This window comes from Clostridium estertheticum, assembly GCF_011065935.2.
Lineage (GTDB): Bacteria > Bacillota > Clostridia > Clostridiales > Clostridiaceae > Clostridium_AD > Clostridium_AD estertheticum_A.
In genome coordinates this window covers 108,800-131,686 of the sequence record NZ_JAAMNH020000001.1, presented here as the reverse complement: position 1 = coordinate 131,686, position 22,887 = coordinate 108,800, and the positions used below count along the sequence as shown (strand labels likewise).

The 22,887-nt window shown below is 32.5% G+C and carries 17 protein-coding genes, 1 rRNA gene and 1 other annotated feature; of the genes, 7 read left to right on the top strand and 11 right to left on the bottom strand.

Annotated features, from left to right (window positions below; all coding sequences use genetic code 11):
• Positions 1-238 precede the first annotated feature (238 nt).
• Positions 239-1,756: ribosomal RNA gene (locus G9F72_RS00670) — 16S ribosomal RNA — on the bottom strand.
• A 734-nt stretch (positions 1,757-2,490) separates the two neighbouring features.
• Complete coding sequence (locus G9F72_RS00665; RefSeq protein WP_164960026.1) at positions 2,491-3,624, bottom strand: pyridoxal-phosphate-dependent aminotransferase family protein; 1,134 nt, start codon at positions 3,622-3,624, stop codon at positions 2,491-2,493.
• Between the two features lie 272 nt (positions 3,625-3,896).
• On the opposite strand from G9F72_RS00665, the gene G9F72_RS00660 reads away from it, so the two are divergent.
• Positions 3,897-4,751: a glucosaminidase domain-containing protein gene (locus tag G9F72_RS00660; protein ID WP_164960025.1), complete on the top strand. Its 855-nt coding sequence runs from the start codon at positions 3,897-3,899 to the stop codon at positions 4,749-4,751.
• 182 nt (positions 4,752-4,933) lie between these two features.
• Here G9F72_RS00660 and G9F72_RS00655 read toward each other — a convergent pair whose 3' ends face one another.
• Positions 4,934-5,389: a VanZ family protein gene (locus G9F72_RS00655; protein ID WP_164960024.1), complete on the bottom strand. Its 456-nt coding sequence runs from the start codon at positions 5,387-5,389 to the stop codon at positions 4,934-4,936.
• Positions 5,390-5,611: 222 nt separating this feature from the next.
• Positions 5,612-5,861 (top strand) — a binding site (T-box leader).
• 103 nt (positions 5,862-5,964) lie between these two features.
• Here G9F72_RS00655 and asnA point away from each other — a divergent pair.
• Positions 5,965-6,987 (top strand): aspartate--ammonia ligase, encoded by a 1,023-nt coding sequence (gene asnA / locus G9F72_RS00650; protein WP_164960023.1) that lies wholly within the window; start codon positions 5,965-5,967, stop codon positions 6,985-6,987.
• Positions 6,988-7,081: 94 nt separating this feature from the next.
• On the opposite strand, the gene G9F72_RS00645 is transcribed toward asnA, so the two are convergent.
• Together G9F72_RS00645 and G9F72_RS00640 are read right to left on the bottom strand one after the other, a co-directional pair.
• Positions 7,082-7,786: a glutaminyl-peptide cyclotransferase gene (locus tag G9F72_RS00645; RefSeq protein ID WP_164960022.1), complete on the bottom strand. Its 705-nt coding sequence runs from the start codon at positions 7,784-7,786 to the stop codon at positions 7,082-7,084.
• Positions 7,787-7,935: 149 nt separating this feature from the next.
• Positions 7,936-8,247, bottom strand: coding sequence for a hypothetical protein (locus G9F72_RS00640; protein ID WP_164960021.1), 312 nt, complete (start codon positions 8,245-8,247; stop codon positions 7,936-7,938).
• Positions 8,248-8,576: 329 nt separating this feature from the next.
• Here G9F72_RS00640 and G9F72_RS00635 point away from each other — a divergent pair, with 329 nt between their 5' ends.
• Positions 8,577-11,129 carry a YceG family protein gene (locus G9F72_RS00635; protein ID WP_164960020.1) on the top strand — a complete coding sequence of 851 codons (2,553 nt, stop codon included), beginning with the start codon at positions 8,577-8,579 and terminating at the stop codon, positions 11,127-11,129.
• Positions 11,130-11,282: 153 nt separating this feature from the next.
• Here G9F72_RS00635 and G9F72_RS00630 read toward each other — a convergent pair whose 3' ends face one another.
• Together G9F72_RS00630 and G9F72_RS00625 are read right to left on the bottom strand one after the other, a co-directional pair.
• On the bottom strand, positions 11,283-12,104 hold the full coding sequence (locus G9F72_RS00630; RefSeq protein ID WP_224676255.1) for a TerD family protein: 822 nt from the start codon (positions 12,102-12,104) through the stop codon (positions 11,283-11,285).
• A 21-nt stretch (positions 12,105-12,125) separates the two neighbouring features.
• Positions 12,126-12,785, bottom strand: a complete 660-nt coding sequence (locus G9F72_RS00625; RefSeq protein ID WP_164960018.1) for an AIM24 family protein — start codon at positions 12,783-12,785, stop codon at positions 12,126-12,128.
• A 280-nt stretch (positions 12,786-13,065) separates the two neighbouring features.
• Here G9F72_RS00625 and G9F72_RS00620 point away from each other — a divergent pair, with 280 nt between their 5' ends.
• From G9F72_RS00620 to G9F72_RS00605, 4 genes are read left to right on the top strand one after another with little or no spacing between them, the layout of a single operon-like run.
• The gene (locus tag G9F72_RS00620; RefSeq protein WP_164960017.1) at positions 13,066-14,157 is read left to right on the top strand and encodes an HpcH/HpaI aldolase/citrate lyase family protein; all 1,092 of its coding nucleotides are present in this window, start codon (positions 13,066-13,068) and stop codon (positions 14,155-14,157) included.
• On the top strand, positions 14,102-15,478 hold the full coding sequence (locus G9F72_RS00615; RefSeq protein ID WP_164960016.1) for a phosphoribosyltransferase family protein: 1,377 nt from the start codon (positions 14,102-14,104) through the stop codon (positions 15,476-15,478). Before G9F72_RS00620 ends, G9F72_RS00615 begins: the two co-directional genes overlap by 56 nt.
• A gap of 45 nt (positions 15,479-15,523) precedes the next feature.
• Entirely contained in the window at positions 15,524-16,663 is a 1,140-nt protein-coding gene (locus G9F72_RS00610; RefSeq protein ID WP_164960015.1) for a cysteine protease StiP family protein, read from the top strand.
• Positions 16,664-16,687: 24 nt separating this feature from the next.
• The gene (locus G9F72_RS00605) at positions 16,688-17,557 is read left to right on the top strand and encodes an HAD hydrolase family protein (protein WP_164960014.1); all 870 of its coding nucleotides are present in this window, start codon (positions 16,688-16,690) and stop codon (positions 17,555-17,557) included.
• Between the two features lie 88 nt (positions 17,558-17,645).
• Here the strand turns inward: G9F72_RS00605 and G9F72_RS00600 are convergent, their stop codons facing one another.
• The 4 genes from G9F72_RS00600 to G9F72_RS00585 all read right to left on the bottom strand — a co-directional run bounded on the left by G9F72_RS00600 (position 17,646) and on the right by G9F72_RS00585 (position 22,402).
• Entirely contained in the window at positions 17,646-20,423 is a 2,778-nt protein-coding gene (locus G9F72_RS00600) for a calcium-translocating P-type ATPase, PMCA-type (protein ID WP_164960013.1), read from the bottom strand.
• Between the two features lie 125 nt (positions 20,424-20,548).
• Positions 20,549-21,154 (bottom strand): TerD family protein, encoded by a 606-nt coding sequence (locus G9F72_RS00595; protein ID WP_164960012.1) that lies wholly within the window; start codon positions 21,152-21,154, stop codon positions 20,549-20,551.
• Positions 21,155-21,219: 65 nt separating this feature from the next.
• On the bottom strand, positions 21,220-21,798 hold the full coding sequence (locus G9F72_RS00590) for a TerD family protein (RefSeq protein WP_164960011.1): 579 nt from the start codon (positions 21,796-21,798) through the stop codon (positions 21,220-21,222).
• A 19-nt stretch (positions 21,799-21,817) separates the two neighbouring features.
• Positions 21,818-22,402, bottom strand: a complete 585-nt coding sequence (locus G9F72_RS00585) for a TerD family protein (RefSeq protein ID WP_411955945.1) — start codon at positions 22,400-22,402, stop codon at positions 21,818-21,820.
• Positions 22,403-22,887 lie beyond the last annotated feature (485 nt).

Genomic DNA, 22,887 nt, shown 5'->3' with positions numbered 1-22,887 from the left:
TTTAATTCATTTTGCGAAATTGTATTAAATCCATCTAACTACTTACGTAGTTTTAACTTATTAAAACAACTTTAATTTCACTGTGCAATTTTCAAAGAACATTTTTAGAAAGATTAAATTTTTAGTTAACTCAGAAGAGTTAACTAAAATTAGTCTCTCAAAATTAAACAGAGAATAGGTTACGAGTAATTACAGTAGATGTTTTGCATTGACCGAAGTCTTTGCATCTACTCCCTAGAAAGGAGGTGATCCAGCCGCAGGTTCTCCTACGGCTACCTTGTTACGACTTCACCCCAATCATCAATCCCACCTTCGGCCGCTGGCTCCTTACGGTTACCTCACGGACTTCGGGTGTTACCAACTCTCATGGTGTGACGGGCGGTGTGTACAAGGCCCGGGAACGTATTCACCGCGACATGCTGATTCGCGATTACTAGCAACTCCGGCTTCATGTAGGCGAGTTGCAGCCTACAATCCGAACTGGGATGAGTTTTTGAGTTTGGCTCCACCTTGCGGTCTTGCATCTCTTTGTACTCACCATTGTAGCACGTGTGTAGCCCTAGACATAAGGGGCATGATGATTTGACGTCATCCCCACCTTCCTCCCGGTTAACCCGGGCAGTCTCACTAGAGTGCTCAACTTAATGGTAGCAACTAATGATAAGGGTTGCGCTCGTTGCGGGACTTAACCCAACATCTCACGACACGAGCTGACGACAACCATGCACCACCTGTCACCCTGTCCCGAAGGACTTCGCCCATCTCTGGGTTATGCAGGGGATGTCAAGTCTAGGTAAGGTTCTTCGCGTTGCTTCGAATTAAACCACATGCTCCGCTGCTTGTGCGGGCCCCCGTCAATTCCTTTGAGTTTTAATCTTGCGATCGTACTCCCCAGGCGGAATACTTATTGTGTTAACTGCGGCACCGAGGTTCGACCCCCGACACCTAGTATTCATCGTTTACGGCGTGGACTACCAGGGTATCTAATCCTGTTTGCTCCCCACGCTTTCATGCCTCAGCGTCAGTTACAGTCCAGTAAGTCGCCTTCGCCACTGGTGTTCTTCCTAATCTCTACGCATTTCACCGCTACACTAGGAATTCCACTTACCTCTCCTGCACTCTAGACACCCAGTTTCAAATGCAGCACCCAAGTTAAGCTCGGGTATTTCACATCTGACTTAAATGTCCGCCTACGCATCCTTTACGCCCAGTAAATCCGGACAACGCTTGCCACCTACGTATTACCGCGGCTGCTGGCACGTAGTTAGCCGTGGCTTCCTCCTCTGGTACCGTCATTATCGTCCCAGAAGACAGAACTTTACAACCCGAAGGCCTTCATCATTCACGCGGCGTTGCTGCGTCAGGGTTTCCCCCATTGCGCAATATTCCCCACTGCTGCCTCCCGTAGGAGTCTGGACCGTGTCTCAGTTCCAATGTGGCCGATCACCCTCTCAGGTCGGCTACGCATCGTTGCCTTGGTGGGCCGTTACCTCACCAACTAGCTAATGCGCCGCGGGTCCATCTCAAAGTGGAATTTTCCGAAGAAAAATCCTTTGATGTCTCGATCATGCGATCAAAACATATTATGCGGTATTAATCTCCCTTTCGGGAGGCTATTCCCCTCTTTGAGGCAGGTTACCCACGTGTTACTCACCCGTCCGCCGCTAATCCACCCCGAAGGGTTTCATCGCTCGACTTGCATGTGTTAGGCACGCCGCCAGCGTTCGTCCTGAGCCAGGATCAAACTCTCAATTTAAAAGTTTACACTTTTTATTTGAAATGAATAATCTGCGCCAACTGTTAAGCTGGTTAGCAAGCTCATTACATACTTTTTAGTCTTACGACTAATATTACTTTTTTATCTAAAGTAATTAACTGGTCTAACGAAATATTATTTCGCTATTTTACCTATTTCTCTGTTTAATTTTCAAAGACCAATTTCATTTGTCATCATGTGACGACTTCTACTATTCTACTTGGTATCACTTGTTTTGTCAATAACTTTTTAATATTTATTTTCATATGAAAACTTATCAAATAGTAATTAACATCTAGCGTACTTCGCCACTCGCTTGTGACGACAAGGAGTATTCTATCATACACACATACAAGGTATTTATGCTAGACCTTCTAATACGACAATTAAATACAATTTTCTTTATAATACTACTAATTATGAAGTTTCTTTGGTACTGATACACTAGGACTAGTATACTCACTTTAATAAACATAGCACTTTGATTCCTTTATAATTAATGCTTTATCATTCTTAAGACATATGCACCTAGTAGCATTTAATTTTATTTTTCATCTATTCTTGTTTATTTATATTTCTTTGTAATTGCATGAATTTTCTCCACTTAGATTTCTGTATTATTATTTCCTCTATAATATGTAGCAATTAAAAAAAGTCGATGATTTCTCACCGACTTATACTTTATTCTACATATACTGTTACCACTCATGTTCTTTTAAACGCAAACCATTATATTATATCTCATTTAAAAAAACCTGAACCATGTCTTTTTTACATTGAAAGCCAAGCGCCTTTAATGTGTTTTGTAATGCTAATAGAGTATAGGCCATTTTATCCTTTTTCGCATTTTCACCCATATGCCCTATTCTTATTACTTTCCCTTGTAAATAACCGAAGGAGCCCGCTATAAATACATTGAATTCATCATGCATATGTTTTAATAATTCTTTATCGTCTATGCCTTTAGGTATTTCTATAACTGTTACAGTATTAGAATATCCATCTTCAATGTATAAATTAAGGCCTGCTTCCATTATAGCTTTTCTTGTAGCTTTACCAATAGAATTATGTCTTTGAATTACCTCTTTATCTTCCAATATATTATCAATAGCTTGCCTTAGTCCAACAATATCACTTATTGGTGGTGTATATGGAAACCATTTATTTTCGTAATAATCCTTCCATACAAGCAAATTGCAATAGTAAGAAGCTATAGGCCTTTTTCTCTGCTGCATTAGTTTAAATGCATCCTCACTTATACTTATAAGAGTTAGCCCTGCTGGAGCCGAAACACACTTCTGAGAGGCACCGAGTGTTATATCTATTTTCCATTCATCTACCCTTATGTCTTCTCCACCCATGGCAGCTACACTATCTACTACAGTTAGTATACCCTTTCTCTTAAGTAATGGGCATATTTTATCAATGTCATTCAAAACCCCTGAAGGAGTATCACAATGCACTACAGTGGCATATTTAAAATCATGATCTTTTTCTAAAAATTTCTCAAGTTCTATTACATCTATCTTACTTTTCCTATCCCCTTTAAAAAATACTACTTCTCCACCGTACATCTTGACAAAATCAGCAAACCCTTCTCCAAATATTCCGTTATCAATTACGAGTACCCTATCATTAGTTTCAGTCAATGATGCGCATGCTGCTTCAAGGCCTAAAATCCCCTCACCACTCAGTATTCTAACTTGATTATTAGTGTTTAGAAATCCACCTATTTTCTCACAAGTTTGTTTGTAAAACTCATAAAACTGTAAATCTAAATCTGGATTAGTTGTAGCTAGAGCTCTGGCCATTCTTACGTTTTCTCTTACCTCCGTAGGTCCTGGAGTCATTATTTGAGACACTTTCATAATTTCCACTCCTTAAACTGTAATTTACAATATAATATTATAAATTATATCACTATTAATGGATTTTAAAAAATGTATCCATACAATACGCTTTACCCTTTATAAATATCTCACTATTAAAAATTAAATAATGCTATAAATCCTATCCTTGCATCTATAGATTTTTACGCTCATTGTATATTTTTTAGTTTTTTGGAGATATTTGTAATAAACTTGTATATTTTCATGTTTCCACATGGAGATATCACAAAAATAAAAGTAGGTGTGAAAATATGAGTATGAAAAATAATCTTACTAATTGGAAACTTCTATTGTTTACAATTATTTATAGTGTGGTTTGCATAGTATTTATTAAAAATTATACAGGCTGTAGCCCTACAACTTTTAAAGATTTTGAAAAAGAAAATTCCAAAATCATTGTTATTCTCCCTACCTATGAAACAACACTATCAAATAAGTTTCCTTATGCCACGGCCATACCACCAAAGGATAAGAAATCTCCTACATTAAGTCGTGGTTACATTGAACCTCTATATAAGAATTCATCAAAAAATATGGAATCCTATAATTATGAAGATGATCTTTATGCTTTAAATGAATCTGATCTTCTTGAAAGCTATTATGCAAAAAAGGCTAGCATTATCTCAATCAATATTATCCCTAAGGAAAATCCAGTTGTTAATGCTCATCTTCCAGATTATTTAATGTACAAGAATGTTAATATAACAAATTTAAAAGAATTTTTAAAATCCAAGAACTCTCTTTTAGTTGAAGAGCCTTATTTTTCAACAATATTATCTGTGAGCAAAGATTTCAATCTAAATCCACTTGTTATGTTTGCAATTGCTGGGCAAGAACAATCCTTTGTGCCCAAAGATGATGAAAATGCCTATAAAATTGCTAACAATCCCTTTAATGTATTCTATAGTTGGAAAAGATATAATACTAGTATCCAAGATTCTGCAAGCATTGCTGCAAGAACCTTAGTGAATTTGTGTAAAAATAAACCTACTAATACAGATGCATTTACCTGGGTTAATCGAAAATACTCTGAAGATAAAAATTGGTCAAAAGCTGTTCGATCTATATTCAATCAACTTCAAGATAATGTTTCTTATTGGAAATAAATTAACGCTAATATAAATGTACCCCCTATAATTTTTATATGGGGTACATTTATTTTTAACTGTTCCCTTGTTTTCCCACGAAATTAAAAATACAATCGAAACTCATTAAGGGTTAAAAGCTCCAAAAGCTAATCGAGTGTGAAACCGATTAGCTTTTGAAGCAAGTCTTAATTTTAAATTCGTCAGGACTTTATTTTGGGAGCAGGTCTTTTTTTTAATGTGACACAAATATATATAGTCAGGAATGCTGTAAGCCCTCCGCAAGTATCTACTAACACATCTCTAAAAGCAGGCCCTCTGCCTGGAACAAAAGCTTGATGGAACTCATCGGAGCATGCATACAAAAACACCATTAGTAGGCTCAAAGTAAACACTTTAAAGTCCCCATTTTTCTTTGTATTTATAGCCCTGTATAACAGAATATACAAGATAAAATATTCAGTAAAATGGGCTGCTTTTCTAACTATAAAATCACTCAAAGTCCCAAGTATACTATTTAAGTCCAGTCCAACTAATTTGAATACATATATAACAAATTTATTATTTTCGCTTGATACCTCCCCAGGTTGACTCGAAAATAGAAATATTATTATCATCCACCCTATAACCAAAAGCCAATTTATATATTTTTTCTTCATATATGCACCCCTTAAACATTACAAAAATTTATTTATTAGTACTTTTATTATGATTTATGTAAATATACTTGTCAATATTCCTTCTAAAAGTTATTAAAAATTAGGTTGTAGTAGTAAGACTGTTAAATCAGATTTTACAATTTTACGAATTGCCATAAAAATATTTATTTTGCATGTTGACAAATTCTAACTTGCAAGTTAGAATAAATGTAAGTTATTTTTCTAAAGACTGTGACGAGAAGAGTATATATAGGAAGTAGTTAAAGCGAGTGGATTATAGTGAGAGTTCCATGCGAAGCCTATGTTGAAGAACATCTCTGAGTTTCCAGCTGAAATCCTTGTGAAATTAGGTGTGGACGGAGCCTAACCGTTATATATAGGGCAGTATCGAATTATTTTCCGTACTGATTAAGAGTGAGCTTTTAAAGCTAATTTAGGTGGTACCACGGAAGTCTAACCTTTCGTCCTAGAAACAAGGATGAAAGGTTTTTTGTTTTTTGTTTCAATTTTAGAACATATAGCATGGCCATGCTAATCATTAGAAAATATCACAAAACTATTAGGAGGTTTTATTTATGATAACTTACAAAAAAGAACTTGCAATTCCAGTTGGATACAAACCACTTCTTGGACTCAAAGATACGGAAATTGCTATTAAACAAGTAAAGGATTATTTTGAAAATAGAATAGCGAAAGAGTTAACTCTTACAAGAGTCTCAGCTCCTCTTTTCGTAAAATCTGATACTGGAATAAATGATAACCTAAACGGTATTGAACGTGTAGTTTCCTTTGATATGAAAGCTTTAGCTGGTACAAATATTGAAATTGTAAATTCACTAGCTAAGTGGAAACGTATGGCACTATATAGATATGGCTTTGAAGTAGGAGAAGGTCTATATACGGATATGAATGCTATAAGACGTGATGAAGATTTAGATAACCTTCACTCAATATATGTGGATCAATGGGATTGGGAAAAGGTTATTCTTAAAAAAGATAGAACATTAGATAAATTAAAAGAAATTGTAACTAGTCTTTATAGTGTTTTTAAAGATACTGAAGATCATGTCCACACATTATATCCTAAAATAGAAAAATCTTTACCTGAGGAGATTTTCTTTGTAACCACTCAAGAACTTGAGGATTTGTACCCTTCTTTTACTCCAAAAGAAAGAGAAGATGCTATCTGTAAAGAAAGACTTGCAGTATTTATAATGCAAATTGGTGGTGCATTAAAATCTGGTGAAAAGCACGATGGTAGAGCTCCGGACTATGATGATTGGTCACTTAATGGAGATATAGTATTTTGGAATCCAGTACTTGAAAAAGCCTTTGAACTTTCCTCAATGGGAATAAGAGTTGATGAAATAGCACTAAAAGATCAGCTTAAAGTAGCCGGTTGTGAAGAGAGAAGTTCCTTTGAATTCCATAAACTACTACTAGAAGGTAAGCTCCCATATACTATAGGCGGTGGAATAGGTCAATCTAGAATATGTATGTATTTTCTTAGTAAGGCTCACATTGGCGAAGTTCAAGCTTCAATATGGACAGATGAAATGATAAGTGATTGTATGGAAGCAAATATTGTTTTACTTTAATGAGATTTAGAAAAACACTGAAAATAATTGATTATTTTCAGTGTTTTTTTATGCTTACTGTGATAATTATTTTTTTAGTTCCATAAACCTATGCCTAAATTAACTTTATTTCAAATATTTTAGGCCACATCTTTCCAGTTACAAAAAATCGATTTTTTTCACTATCATAGGTTATTCCATTAAGTGTGCCTGCATTTTTATATTCCTTATGACTTAACAAACCTTTAAGATCTATCCACCCGGTTATTTTGCCACTATGAGGACAAATTCTAGCAATTTTATCACTTCTCCATACATTAGCATAAATTTCCCCCTTAATAAACTCCAGTTCATTAAGCCTTGTAATAGGCTTAAATTCATCGTGAACCTTAATGCTATACACCTTCTTTAAGTTTTGGGGATTCAAGAAAAATATTTCATCTGTACCATCGCTCATAATTAAATGCTCATCATTGTGAGTAATTCCCCAACCTTCTGTATTATAGTAAAACTTGTTGATTAGGGCAAAACTTTCTTTATCGTAAATAAAGCCTACCTTAGATTGCCATGTTAACTGAAAAATTTTATTATGGTAAAGTGTAATCCCCTCACCAAAATAATTTTCATCTAATTTGTGTAATTTCAAAATCTCACCTGTTTGTAAATCTACTTTGCGCAGAGTGGACTCATTATATTTTCCAGTGCTTTCATAAAGATAATCAGATTCATACACCAGCCCTTCAGTAAAAGCACTAACATCATGTGGATAAGTGTTTATAATATCGTAAGAATATACTGGGATATTATTGAAATGCACCATAAACCTCACATCCCTACATAATTAATGTCTTGTGATTATTATATGTACGTTTCAACACTTATGTTAATGTAAAACAAAAATCATATATTGCTCCAACCTTTTCATAATACGTACTTACCTATATAAATATAAAACTTCACACTGAATTTTTACCCAAGGAATTCGGGGTTTTTTACATTATCTGCTCTTATTGCCCTTTGCATTATAGTGAGATCTATAGTTTGGTTCTCTTTATCTATGGAACAAGGATATTTACTGCCGCAGTTACTACATTCTATATATTCCTTGAAGCAAGTTTGTTCTCTGTTATCAAATAAAAAGGGAAGATTTTCTGATTCTTCATCTTCTACATTTGCATTCACCATATTAATTTTATATGTATAGAGGTAAGTGGCTTCATGCTTTATTTCGAAGTTTTTGCTATTACATTTTGGGCATACAATTGATTCATTTATTTTCAATTTATTACTTCCTTTCTAGCTTATTATATTTATAGTCTTTGTTTATTTTTCTTTACTATTCTCCTTATTATCCTTAGAGTTTTATAGTATTTTTATACACTAAATGATAAAATATGTATTATAAGTGGTTTTGGTGGGCTTTCCTTAAGTCGCAAGCGAAAAAAGAAAAATAGTATGGCAATATTCTATTACCTAATACTAAAATTAATGGTAAACTAGTAGTAAATAAAATTGATTTTATTATTAATTTTTTATATAGGTTACATTGTATTTTTACATCTATAGTCATTGTGTATCATAGATGTAATGATAAGATTGGAGGTTAAGCTTTGATTAATACTAGAAAACAAATAAGTATATCTATCTTAGAATCACAAAATTTATTTCAAGATATATTTGTTCCTGTAAATAAGAGGGAGGGATTTATTAAATCCAAATCCCCTAATATACCTATTTATTTTTATAGATATGTTGGTATTAGTGAAAATAGTGAACTCTATTATGAGAATTTACATAAACTAAATGATAAGCTAACTTCACTTGGAAGCTTATATTTAAACTTTACTTCTGGAATACCAGTGAAAATTTTATCTATATCTATAAACCAAATACCCTGGGATGGACTTTTAAGTTCTAATTCACAGCAAAGAAATACATTGATTAGTATTCTTAAAACTAAAGGTCTATTCCCAGATTTTAAGAACAACTATTTCGATGAATACATCCAAAATAGTTTCGATGAAACCATGGCTTTATATTTAGAAAATGAACCTAATAGTACAGAAACTGTAATGAAGAATTTTGCTATTAAATTATTAGGATGGATGGTGGACTTTGCTCCAAAACTATTCCATAACTCTGATTATAATTCTAGGTCACAGGAAGATATTGTAAATCCTAAAGTGCTTTTTTATGGCGAAATAAAAAAGCATGAAATTTATTTTTTAATCTTCTTATCTAAGCTAAGTTGTGACGTGATATACATTAATTCACTATCAGATATGGAGTTTTCAAAGATTGACAAACGAAATATATATTCAAAATTCATAAGGCTACCTAAAACTAAGCCTTTAATTGATCTTGACTTAAAAACAAGCATTAACTTTAAGAAACCTATGGCGGTAGCTCCTAAAACAACTATTGTGGATGCTACTAGCAACCTTCGCGAAACTGATATTAAAATGGACCACCCTGCTTTAAAGAATGGAATTCCTCCTTCAGATATAGGCTTTAAAGGTTCTATTAACACTTTGCTTAAAAGCAGTATGAATATATTTAATGATTTAGTTTTGCCTGTCAATAAAAGAATTGGATTTATAGGTGGCTCTGTCCCTTTTATACCAGTATATTTTTATAGATATATAGGGATAAATCAAAATGCAGACGAGTATTATAATGACTTATTTAGGTTAGACAAAAACCTCAGTATGTTCGACGGGCTGTATTTAAAATTTATAGACTCTATACCTATGCACCCTAATACTAAATTAATAACCAGTTGTCTAAATATATGGCAGCATGTGGATCCTTTTGACGGTTCACTAACTACTAAAATTGCTGCACTGCTTATGGAACATAAAGTTTTCCCAACTAATAATAATACCTTAAATTCTTCTATGGCAAATAGTTTTAGCTATATATTAGATTTATACTGCAAGGAAGAGAAGAATTTAAACTTATCTAAAGTTAAAAATTTTTCCCTGAAATTACTTTCTTGGGTTCATGAATTTGTTCCAACTCTTGTGAAAAATTTTCACTTTCAAAATACATCCACTGAGGAAATCTCAAACCCTAAGATTATATATTATGGTGATATTAAAAAGCATGAGATTTTATTTTTAATTTTTTTATCTAAATTAGGCTGTGATGTATTATATATAAATTCCTGCTGTGATAGAGTTTTAGAGCTTACAGAATATAGTGATATATTTTCAATGTGCTTTGAACTCCCATACAAATCAGATTTAAAGGAATTTCCAAAAGAAGAAGTGCTTACACGCCAGGAAACAATTGCTTCATCCGCCTCCAGAGAATTATCAAACTCACTTTATACTGATGGAGATGGTTTTTATAGACCTTGGCAATTTGAGGAATATAAAACACAGCCAGCAACCCTTAAAACTACATTTCATGAGTTTAAACTTTTATGGAATGAACCCTCTAGTCTTCGCACAGGATTTAGAGTAGAAAATAACACTGTATATATACCGAATTTATTCGCAAAAATAAGTGGTGTACCCAGTGATTTAACATTATATTGGAAGGATTTTTTTCATTTAAAATCCGCAGATAATGCATTATTTATATCTTCGATTCCCTTTACTAATATCACTTACTCTAAAACCGATTTATACTCCTTAGCCTTTGTACTTAATAAAAGTGGGTTTGTTGATAGTGAAAAACTAATAAATCATAGCTGCTATAAATTTTCTTATTTGAAAACTTCTCTCCAACATATTATAATAGAAAAAATAAATTATTTGATGAAAACAGATATGCTTAAAAAGGCTATAGATAAGGACTTCAAATTAAAGATTCTAATGACTATATTAAATACTGATAAAACCATACTACAACTAATTCAGCAGTATGATTATCCTTCCAAAATACCTAAACTTCTTATTTATGATAATAATGAAAGTGTTTTTAGTGATGAGGATTCCATTATGCTATGCTTCTTAAACCTATTTGGACTTGATATTAGTATATTGACTCCTACTGCTTATAATAACATAGAAGGAAAAATCTCGGAAAAATTCTATGATACTCATAGATTAGAAGAAGTAAATTTCAATTTACCCTTACCTGATTTTAATGATGAAAAAAAATACACCAAAGAAAAAGGCAAAAGTTTCTTATCTAATATATTTAAATTTAAATAATTTTAACTGTTATTTCGAAATGTGAAAGAAGACACTTATTAATATATCTAAATTAAAATAATAGGTAGACAACATAGTATTCTATGTATAGTCTACCTATTATTTTTTTACTATATTAAATATACGTTTTCTAGAAATTTTATATTTAATCATCTAAACCGTCTCTATTCCATAATTATCACACAGTGCGGCCAGGCCTCCTCTAAATCCACTACCTATACAATTAATCTTCCACTCACTCTTATATCTGTATATCTCAGCTACTACCATGGCGGTTTCTATAGATAAATCATCATTGAATTTGTAGTTTAAAATTTCTTGTTTACTGTCCCCTGCTAAAATTCTAATATACCCCTCTGTTAACTGTCCAAAGTTTTGATTTCTTTCAGTAGCTTCATAAATAGTAACAGTAAAAGCTAATTTTTGAATGTGGGATGGTATTAGGTTTAAATCCAACTGGATGCACTCGTTATAAGCATCTTTAAGGTAAGTATTGTGATCCGAACTAATGACTATGCCCCCGCACGTACTCCTCATGTTTTCATAAAAAATAAAGTCTTTTTCTACTGTTTTATCATTTATATCTACCATAAATACTGATACATCTAAATCAAACTCATTATGACCCTTTACGATTGCATTATAGTCTAATGTTACTATTAATTTTGAAAGATTTTTAGCATTTTGATTTATGCTTAGCTTTTGTCCTTTTCCCAGCTTAATACTTTTCCCAGCATCCACAAGCTTTCTTTTTTCCATGTTCTTATGTGGCAATGCATTGCCATTCACTTTAGTCTGGGCAGTAATTTTAGGTCCTTCATTACTTCCGCTTTGAACATTATTTTGAACTTTATGCTGCTTTGCACCCATTACTATATCAGAGTTATTTTCTGGTCTAATGCTGGTTTCAACAGTTAATTTCCCATATTGTTTCTTTTGAGACGTTATTTTTTTATTACTACCTTCAATAATCATAGCCACAAAAACATCCCTCCCTTAATCTATTGCAACATTCAACCCTGAGGCTCTTTCAAAAGGCTGGATAATTACTGTTTCCCCCCTAGAATTAAATTCTAACATGTAGGATTCACCTGAGGTTTGTCCAAGGAAAGTTTTCCAATTTACATCTGTCTTGAAATGAGGATCTGGACCTGTCCAACATACTACTGCATCAGGATCCACGGTGCAAGGTGTTTCTAAAATAATTGGATTTCCATTGGTGGTTATTGCTACCTGCGGATTATTTCCAATTGCTGTTAAATTTGATGTAAACATGCCTTTTTGAGATATTACACCTGACCCCATAAACCTAACTCCGTACTTACAACCCTCAGTAAAAGCAAGTAAATTTTCTCCTTCAACCCCGATGCTCTGACCTGGCTCAAGTGAAATTATACTAACATGTTGTGCTCTATTTGCCATATAATAACTACCGCTACCATTTACTTTCATAATAGGTATATTTTCTCCTGAAAGCTTTCTAGATGCTAGATTCATAACAGATTTAAATAAGCTTTGATTACTATTTGTATCTAATAATACCTTTTCAGAAGTAAAACTTCCCTTATAAGCAACCATAGCACCTAATTTTGCAAAAAAGTGTCCATCGCCCTCTGCGATACAGGTAAGTTCTTGATGATTTTTAAAGTTAAACATACACGTTGCCTCCTTTCATTATTACAATATAACTGTAATTTTCATAAGTATAGACACTATATTTTCATTAATTTACATTTTAAGATTCCATGTATTTATTATATCATAATTATGTTAATGATTTAATAACTCCACAACTTCAATATAATTGAATATAAAGTAATTTTTGTGTGCATTATGTAATTGCGAAAGGAATTATGTTATAATGAAGTATTACAATCAGTAATTTATGGCCTTTGGGAATTACTGATTAATTTATTATGATAAATGGAGAAAAATTATGAGATATTTTAATGATATTAATAATTCACAAGACATTTTTTTTAAGACTCCTTCATCTTACGGGTTATTTTCGCAAAGAGAAGAATTGTCCTATGCACTAGGTGCATGTTTATATATGCCAGGAACAAGAGAAAATTTATTTAAAGACATAGTTTTTAGTAAAAGTATGGGGGCTAACACTATTACTCTTTGTATTGAAGATTCCGTTTCATCAGATGAAGTTGTACAAGCTGAAAATAATATTCTTGGCCTATTTATGAGGATAGAACTTCGTTTAAAAGAAGATTCTTCTTTTATGGACAGCCTTCCTCTTATTTTTATTAGAGTTCGAAATGTTTGCCAACTTCAAAAGCTACTTAATGAATCTTCCTTAATAGGGCTTTGTGGTTTTATTTTCCCTAAATTTGACGCGGTGCTTGGGGAAAAATACTTTTCTCTGCTAAAAGAATATAATAAATCTAATAAAAGAACACTATACGGAATGCCAATACTCGAAACCCCTCACATAATTCATAAAGAAACTAGGATAGAGGAACTTCTTCGTGTAAAGCAAATAATAGATTACTATAGTGAATATGTTTTAAACATTCGAATTGGCGGAACAGATTTTTCCGGATTATACAGTCTTAGACGTGGCAAAGATTTTACCGTATACGACCTCGCTGTAGTAAAGGATTGTATCAGTGATATAATCAATGTCTTTAAAAGGGATAACTATGTAATCTCTGGGGTTGTTTACGAATATTATAGTAAAATTTTAGATTTTAATAACAATATTCTTATTAAAGAAACTCTTTTAGATCGAACTAATGGATTAGTAGGTAAAACCGTTATACACCCAACCCAAGTAAATGTTGTGAATTCTCTTATGGTGGTTTCTAAAGAAAACTACATAGATGCAACTAATATTATTAATTCATCCCTGGATGGTGTAATTAAGAGCAACTACGCAAATAAAATGAATGAAGTAAAACCCCATGAAAAATGGGCTAAAGAAATATTATTAAAAGCTAAAATAATGGGGGTGTATGAAGATGGAAAATCTCACAGAGAATTATTACAACGGATCAATTCAGTACAACATAGATAATAGACTTAAAATATCACTTAATATTAATGAAAACAAATGCAACATCCCCCTTTCAAAGCTTTTTACTATGTCAGCTAGAGAAAATAAAAAGAGAGATTTCTTGTTTGTAAGTAAGGTTATAGGTAAACATATGCCAATGATTCCAGGCACACTAAAAATTATAGGAGGCATCTTGGCGCGCTTATGGATTAATGAAAGAGAGAGCTCATATCATTATCCTACTACTGAATTAGTCCATACACTTATATCCTTAGATGCATCTCGGAGCATGATGGATTTAAATTTGAAAAGTGAAGAAAAAACAATGAGAAATCATAATATCTCTGTTAACCTAAGCAATTCAAATGATATTTTAAATACACCTATAAAACTTGCAAACAAAACTCTTTTTATAGGTTTTGCAGAAACTGCTACAGGTCTTGCTCAAGCAGTGTTTCAAAATTTTTCAAATGCTTCTTATATACACACTACACGTGAAAAAATAACTTCTATAGAGCCCGCACTATTTTTTAACGAAGAACATTCTCACGCAGTGGAACATTCACTTTTCCCTTATAAGCAGGACTTTTTTAATGATTTTGAAGATATAGTTTTAATAGATGATGAGCTTACTACAGGTAAATCTGCATTAAATTTAATAAAATGTCTTCCCGGGAAATCTTTTGGAATATTGTCCATACTAGACTGGAGAGATGCTATTAGCTATAAAATGTTTGAAGACGAAAAAAATATAAATGTTAGAGTATGTTCCCTAGTAAAAGGGGATATCCAGTGCAGTAAATCAAAAAATATTGTTAGTGACGCTATAACACAGTCTTCTAGCTCTACTAAATTAATTCCCTCTAAAGAGCATGTTTTTGAAATAGCTGATAGCATTGAGGGCTTTAACAAAGCTACAGGTAGATTTGGACTCAGTTCAAAAGATAATTCCAAAGTTTTTGAAGAAATTAAATCAATATCTGAAATACTAAAAAAAGAAAGAACTACTGGTAACTGTCTTTGTATAGGAACTGGAGAGTTTATATACTTACCTTGTAGTATAAGCTCAAAGCTTGGTGATAATGTATTTTTTCATTCCACTACAAGAAGCCCTGTTCACGCTAGAAACATAGATTGTTATGGAAATAAAAATAAAGTTGCTTTTCAAAGTCCGGAAGATGACACTATAACTAACTACCTTTATAATATTCCTGATAATTTTTATAATCAGGTATTCTTCTTTTCTGAAAAGCCACTACTCAAAGAGAAAAAAGAAGAACTCAATAGACTTTTTTCACATTTTCATGTTAAATCTATTATCTTCGTATGCTGGAAAGGCTAATAGCTTTTAATTTTCACAAATAATATATAAAAGAGGTGTATTTAAATGAATCAATGTATTTTTTCAGGAAGCTACTCCGCGGACGATGTTGTTTTTCTTCTTAAAGACATATCAAATCTTATAGTAGAACAAGATAATGAATTTAGAGAAAATGCTATTCAAAGTGGAATTCATTATTCCGAGATGTTACCAATAGAATATACTCCCTCAAAAGAATACATGGATATTTTCTATAGCACTCTACAAAGTTCAAAAATCAAACTAGCCTCTCTAGTTTCTATATTAAGCGAGAAAATTATAGAAGCACGAGGTAAAAACATTGTTTTAGTTTCCCTTGCTAGAGCTGGTACCCCTATAGGCATATTAATTAAAAGATACCTTAAGTTTAAATATGATATAACTATTCCTCATTACAGCATTTCCATAATACGTGATAAAGGCATAGACAAAAATGCCCTTGCCCATATATTAAAAAATCATTCGCCTGAGGAAATACAATTCATTGATGGGTGGACAGGCAAAGGTGTTATTCAACATACCTTAACAAAAGCTTGCAAAGATCTTTATGAACAATTTAATATAACCCTTAATTCAAACCTGGCAGTACTATCTGATCCCGCTCACTGCACACTTATTTATGGTACAAGAGAGGATTTTTTAATTCCAAGTGCTTGTCTTAATTCTACAGTTTCAGGGCTTGTAAGTAGGACTGTGCTAAATGATAAATATATTTCCAGTGATGATTTCCACGGTACCAAGTTCTATAGTGAATTATTGCCCGTGGATGTTTCTAATTTCTTTATTGATGAAATATCTAACTGTTTTAATGACATAGATGAAAATTATATATCTGAGCTTTTAGATTCGCCAAATACTTCCGAAGTTGCTACGGATATTGAGTTTGATGGTAATTTTTTAAACTGCAAGGGACTTCGCGATATTGAAAGTATTAAACATAAGTTTCACATTGATAATATTAATCTTATAAAACCGGGAATTGGAGAAGCCACAAGGGTACTTTTAAGGAGAATCCCTTGGAAAATACTAGTAGATTCTTTTGATAACCCTAATTTATTGCATATATATAAGTTAGCAGAGGAAAAGCATATCCCTGTAGAAATATATAATGATATGTGCTATTCTTGCTGTGGCATTATTAAATCTAAAGAAAAAGTAGATATATAAAAAGTAATCAAAGGATGTGACTATATGATATTTGCCTCGGACCTTGATAGCACACTTATATATTCTTCAAGGCACTGCACCCTAATTAATAAAGAAAAACTTGTTCCTGTGGATTTTTATAATAATTGTAACAGTAGTTTCATTACTAAATCTATGCAGGATAAACTAGAGCATATAAATGAGTCTATGCTTTTTATACCTGTCACCACCCGCTCTGCAGCACAATATATGAGAATGGAGTACTTTTATGATGTAATAAGACCTAAATACGCAGTGGTAGCTAATGGAGGTATAATACTTAAGAATGGTAAAGAACTTAAAGCTTGGTCAGATATAAGTTCTGCAAAAATCAATGGTGTTGTATCTATTGATACAATGATTAAATTATGTAGTTTCTTTTTAGAAAGTGACTTCGTAAAATCCTATAAAACATGTGAAGATTTGTTTATATACTCCATTATGGATGAAGAAAAATTAGCTAATACCTTTTTAAAGGGAAAAATAGCAATAGATTATTTCGAAGTATTACGCATCTTTTGCTCAAAACATAATTATAGCCTATCTAAGCAAGGTAAAAAGGTATATATAGTTCCGAGTTGTATAAATAAATATGATCCTATAAAGTATATAATGAAGCTAGAAAATATAAATGCATTTATAGCTGCTGGTGATTCTCTACTAGACTATCCTATGATTGAGGGTTCAAACTATGGAATAGTACCCTCTCATGGTGAATTACTAAAAAATCTTCCCGTGAAAAAACTTAAAGATACTGCATATATTACAAAGGCATCTGGTATATTTGCAGGTGAAGAAATATTAGATATGGTCCATGAAAAATTCCATGAAATTAAAGATATTCCACAAGATAAAGTACGTTCCTGTATTGGTTAGACTTATCCTTTATAATTATTAATACAAAAATATCCACATTATTGAGTAAATCAATAATGTGGATTTTTTTGATTTTATGTCTATATATCTAGGCTGCTATCTTTTCTTCTGATTCTGATTCAGTTTGTTGCTCTTTTTTTGTAAAAGACTTCATAATTAATTTTACAATTTCATTTACTACAATTACAAGTGAGGATAAAATAATTATCTTAAGCCACATAGTGGTGCTTAAAGATACTGCATTAAAGAATTTTGAAAATACTTCTGTTACAATTATTTGTGCTACAGCTGTACCCGCAATTATCTTTAAGAATATAGTGTTTTTTGTAAGACTCGGAAATATGCTATCTGTTCCAAATTCTCTACAGTTAAATGCATTAAACAATGCACTAAAAGCAAATAATGCAAATAATACTGTCTGCATTTGGTTTGGTCCTGTAACTCCCTGTTTTGGGAATCCAGCTCCCAATATATCAAATTTCATTTGAATCATTAGAACTAAAGTTATATAAATGGCATTTGAAATCATGCTTTTCATCATTTGTTTAGTTATAATACTGGCATTTCTATTTGTAGGCTTTCTGTTTAAAACAGCGTCTCTTACTGGTTCCAGTCCAAGGGAAAGTGCTGGTGGGCCATCCATTATAATATTTACCCATAAGAGTTGTATTGTAGTAAATGGCATTTGAAAGTCAAATACTACTGATAAAATTGCTGTTAAGAATGCAATTATATTTACTGTTATCTGGAATTGTATAAATCTTTGGAAGTTTTCATAAATACCTCTTCCCCATTTAAGCCCTTTTACAATAGTTCCGAAACTATCGTCTGTTAAAATTATATCTGCTGCATTTTTACTAACTTCAGTTCCAGCTATACCCATAGCTATACCTACATCTGCTTTTGTAAGAGCTGGAGCATCATTTATTCCATCTCCCGTTACAGCGACTACCTCTCCATTACTTTGAAGCGCTATAACTATTCTCATTTTCGTATCAGGTTTCGAACGTGCTACTATTGAAATAGTAGTTATTTCTTGTCTAAGTTCTTCGTCCGATAAGGTATCTATATAAGTAGCCTCCACGGCCCTATTATTACCTTCAAGTAAACCTAATTCTTCACCTATAGCAATAGCGGTATTAATATTGTCTCCTGTAAGCATTTTTGTAGCAACCCCTGCTTTTCTAGCAGTTTCAATTGCTTCTTTAACATCAAGTCTTAGAGGATCTCTTATTCCTACAAAACCCGTAAACACTAAATCATCTTCTAAAGTGCCTTGTTCGGATGCCATAGCCACTTCGCCACTTATATTTCCATATGCAAAACCAAGTACACGCATAGATTTTTTCTGAAGTATTTCAATTTCATCTAATATCTCACTTCTTCTAGCTGCATCTAGCTCTACTTCCATACAATTAATATGTTCATATTTGCATAACTCTAGGATAATTTCAGGGGCTCCCTTTGTGAGTACCGTGGAACCTTCCTCTTCTTCTATAACAGTACTCATTCTCTTACTCTTTGAACTAAATGGAATTTGATGAGCTATAGTTGCATTTTGTCTTTCTTGTACATAATCACAAGCATCATTGTATAAAAGAAGAGCGCATTCTGTTGCACTACCTAAATATTTAACTTCTGAATCATCCTTTTCAATGTCTGCTGTTGAATTTACAAGACAGTTATCTATAAAGTAGTTATTACTTTCAGTTAGCTCTCCTCGTTCTCTGAATTTACCATTTAAAAAAACTTTTTCTACAGTCATTCTATTTTGAGTAAGTGTACCTGTTTTATCTGAGCATATCACACTTACAGATCCTATTGTTTCGCAAGCTTCTTTTTTAGTAACAAGTGCATTTATCTTAGCCATTTTCTGCATAGTAATTGCAAGTGTCATATTTATCATTGTTGGAAGTCCTTCTGGAACAGCTGCAACAATTAGTGCAACACATACAACAAAAGCAGTTTTTATAGGTTCAACAGACTGTAAAAATGCAAATATTCCGGAAGTGTCTGGTGATATTGTCTTTGCTAAGACCATTTTTATAATCATAACTATAAATAATATGGCAGCTATTGCACTTGAAACTTTTGAAATCTTACCACCTAGATCTCCGAGTTTTGCTTGAAGCGGTGTTTGAAGATCACTATCCTCAAGATTTTTAGCTATTTCTCCCATTTGAGAGCTATCTCCTGTGGAAGTAACTACAAAGCTAGCTCTACCATAAGCAACTAGCGTTCCACCGAAAACCATATTCAGTTGTTTTGCTGGAATAGGGTCTTGTACAATATTTTTATCCTTAGATTTTATATTTTCCATCCCAATTATAACTTCAGAATCTTTGCTTACATCCTCTGATTCTCCTGTAAGCATATCCTCTCTAACCATTAAATCTATACTGCTAACAAGTCTTCCATCTGCTGGTACCATATCCCCAGTCTCAATTAGAACTATATCACCAGGTACTAAATCATTTTTATTAACTTGAACAATTTTCCCATTACGAGTTACTTTTACCTCTATATTTTCTGTCATTTTTGAAAGTGCATCTGCAGCCTTTTGTGATTTTCCTTCTGTAAAAATTCCTATTCCAATTCCTATTGCTACTGCACATACTATACCAATCGCATCTTGTCCTTCTCCAACTAATGCACTAATTACAGCTGCAACTAAAAGTATTATCATCATAGGTTCCATAATTGCTTCCTTAATGCTATCCCATATGGATCCTCTTTCTTGCTTCGTAAATTCGTTGGCACCATATTTTTCTAGTCTTTGTTTAATCTCAGAACTGGATAATCCAACACTGCTATCAACTTTAAGCTCCTCTAAAACTTTTGAGCTCTGCTCATTAAAATATTTCATATTATCCACCTTTCAGTAATTTTTATATTTTCTTTTACAATAAAATGTAGAAAATGATGGACATGTCATTTTCTACACAAGTGTTTTTCTATAAATATATATCTATAATAGTCTATCATCCATATTTATTGGTATTTCTTTGACATCTCGTTTAAGCCAGCAGAAGCATCGCCTTCACCCACGGCTATAAATTTCCATTCTCCGTTATTGCGATAAATTTCAGCCACATATAAACCAGTTTTACCAGAATATTCTTCTGTCAAGTTAAAACGAAGCATTTCTTTGTTGTCTGAAATATTTACTAAACGTATAAAAGCATTTTCTATCATACCAAAATGTTGTTTACGTTGACCTGCAGCATAGATATTAACAACAAAAACTAGCTTGGCTATATTTTGAGGTACCATCGATAGGTCAACCATAATTTGCTCATCGTCCCCATCACCACTTCCAGTAAGATTATCTCCCATATGCTGAACACTACCACATTTGCTTTTTAAATTTCCAAAATAAACTATATTTTCTTTTGATTTTAGTTTATCATTTTCATCTAACATAAACACAGATGCATCACAATCTATTTGTGCTTGACTGCCTCCAAATAAGCCTCCAAGCAATCCCTTAGATTGTTGTTTTACTGGATCCCAACCCAGGCCAACCATTGTCTTTTTTAAACCAGGATTATCTTTTGTTAGACTTATTCTTTGACCCTTTTGTAAATTTATTCCCATTTTTCACAACTCCTCTAATATCTATTATACTTACTTTCACTTATTAATTTAAATACTGTATCCCTCTACGCATCAAGACCATAATTTTTACAAAGGGCTGAAAGTCCGCCTTGAAAACCACTTCCTGTTGCACTAAATTTCCATTCTCCATTATTACGATATATTTCACAGAATACCAATGCAGTTTCTACTGAAAAATCCTCTGATAAGTCATATCTTAAGACTTCTTCATTAGTTTCTTCATTTACTACTCTAACAAAGGCATTAGAAATTTGACCAAAATTTTGCGCACGAGCTATTGCATCATGTATAGTTACTGTAATTGCAATTTTCTCAATATCTTTAGGTATTTTAGAAAATTCAACTATTATTTGTTCATCGTCTCCGTCGCCCTCTCCAGTTCTATTATCACCAGTATGAATAACTGCTCCTGATGAATGTTTTAAATTATTATAAAATATAAAGTCTAGGTCATCATTGGTTTTTCCATTTGCTCCTACTAAAAAAGCTGAGGCATCTAAATCAAAATCGCCCCCACCTGAATATTTATTTGTATCCCACCCTAGTCCTATAATTGCTTTCTTTAAACTTGGGTTAGTCTTGGTTAAATCAATTTTTTGACCTTTACTTAAGTTAATAGTCATGATTATTCCCCCTTATTTATTAATCTACACTAATTCCAAAGTTAGCACAAAGCGCAGATAATCCGCCCTCAAATCCACTTCCTACTGCACTAAACTTCCATTCTCCATTATTACGATATAATTCTGCTACTACTACTGCAGTTTCAACGCTATAATCTTCACTCAAATCATATCTTATTAATTCTTCATTACTAGTTTCATCACAAATTCTTATAAATGCATTAGAAACCTGTCCGAAATTTTGTGATCTTTGAGCGGCCTCATGAATAGTTACTGTAAAGTTAATTTTTTCTACAGAAGCTGGTACTTTACTTAGTTCAATTCTGATTTGTTCATCATCGCCCTCACCCTCGCCAGTCTTGTTATCTCCCATATGTGTTACAGATCCCGCTGAGTCCTTTGGGTTATTATAAAAAATAAAATCATTATCAGATGATACTTTTCCATTTGGTCCAACAAGGAAAGCCGCTGCATCTAAATCAAAAGCCGCTCCCCCATCATACTTATTAGTATCCCAACCAAGTCCAACCATAACACTAACAAGACCAGGATTGGATTTAGTTAAATCTACCTTTTGACCTTTTTTCAAACTAATTGCCATAATAAATTCCTCCTCGAAAGCCACGGGTGTGGCTGTATTAGACTCTTATAGTATGTTATATAGTAGTTAAATAATTGATTTTACTCCATGAAAATAAAAACCTTATTATTAATCATTTCCGAAAATTTAGACTTTAATCATTTTTTCTGAGCATCTATGAAAAAAACTTTATTTTAGTTTAAATTAGAAAATATAATTTAACTCCAATAAAGTAACACTCATTATTACCATTATAGCACCATTACATACTAAACACTAGATTTTGTAGCTAAATATCCTTTACTTTTTTGTATATTTTTAGTGAACAATTAAATATTTTACTTATTAATTCTACCAAAAAAGAGTAATAAACCGTAAATATACAATCTATATGAAAAATAAATGTCTCTATTATAGTCTATTTATACTTATTAGGCTTTTAATGTTGCTTTAAATAATAGTTACTATATAATATATAGTATAACAATAATATAGGACGGATGTGTTAA

Bases quoted from the DNA above. Each gene is read 5' to 3' on its own strand.
- G9F72_RS00610 (WP_164960015.1), top strand. From the start codon at position 15,524: ATGAATCAATGTATTTTTTCAGGAAGCTACTCCGCGGACGATGTTGTT.
- G9F72_RS00660 (WP_164960025.1), top strand. From the start codon at position 3,897: ATGAGTATGAAAAATAATCTTACTAATTGGAAACTTCTATTGTTTACA.
- G9F72_RS00605 (WP_164960014.1), top strand. From the start codon at position 16,688: ATGATATTTGCCTCGGACCTTGATAGCACACTTATATATTCTTCAAGG.
- G9F72_RS00620 (WP_164960017.1), top strand. From the start codon at position 13,066: ATGAGATATTTTAATGATATTAATAATTCACAAGACATTTTTTTTAAG.
- G9F72_RS00655 (WP_164960024.1), bottom strand. From the start codon at position 5,389: ATGAAGAAAAAATATATAAATTGGCTTTTGGTTATAGGGTGGATGATA.
- G9F72_RS00645 (WP_164960022.1), bottom strand. From the start codon at position 7,786: ATGGTGCATTTCAATAATATCCCAGTATATTCTTACGATATTATAAAC.
- G9F72_RS00600 (WP_164960013.1), bottom strand. From the start codon at position 20,423: ATGAAATATTTTAATGAGCAGAGCTCAAAAGTTTTAGAGGAGCTTAAA.
- G9F72_RS00590 (WP_164960011.1), bottom strand. From the start codon at position 21,798: ATGACTATTAACTTAAGTAAAGGTCAAAAAATTGATTTAACCAAGACT.
- G9F72_RS00595 (WP_164960012.1), bottom strand. From the start codon at position 21,154: ATGGGAATAAATTTACAAAAGGGTCAAAGAATAAGTCTAACAAAAGAT.
- G9F72_RS00625 (WP_164960018.1), bottom strand. From the start codon at position 12,785: ATGTTTAACTTTAAAAATCATCAAGAACTTACCTGTATCGCAGAGGGC.
- G9F72_RS00630 (WP_224676255.1), bottom strand. From the start codon at position 12,104: ATGATTATTGAAGGTAGTAATAAAAAAATAACGTCTCAAAAGAAACAA.
- G9F72_RS00665 (WP_164960026.1), bottom strand. From the start codon at position 3,624: ATGAAAGTGTCTCAAATAATGACTCCAGGACCTACGGAGGTAAGAGAA.
- asnA (WP_164960023.1), top strand. From the start codon at position 5,965: ATGATAACTTACAAAAAAGAACTTGCAATTCCAGTTGGATACAAACCA.
- G9F72_RS00615 (WP_164960016.1), top strand. From the start codon at position 14,102: ATGGAAAATCTCACAGAGAATTATTACAACGGATCAATTCAGTACAAC.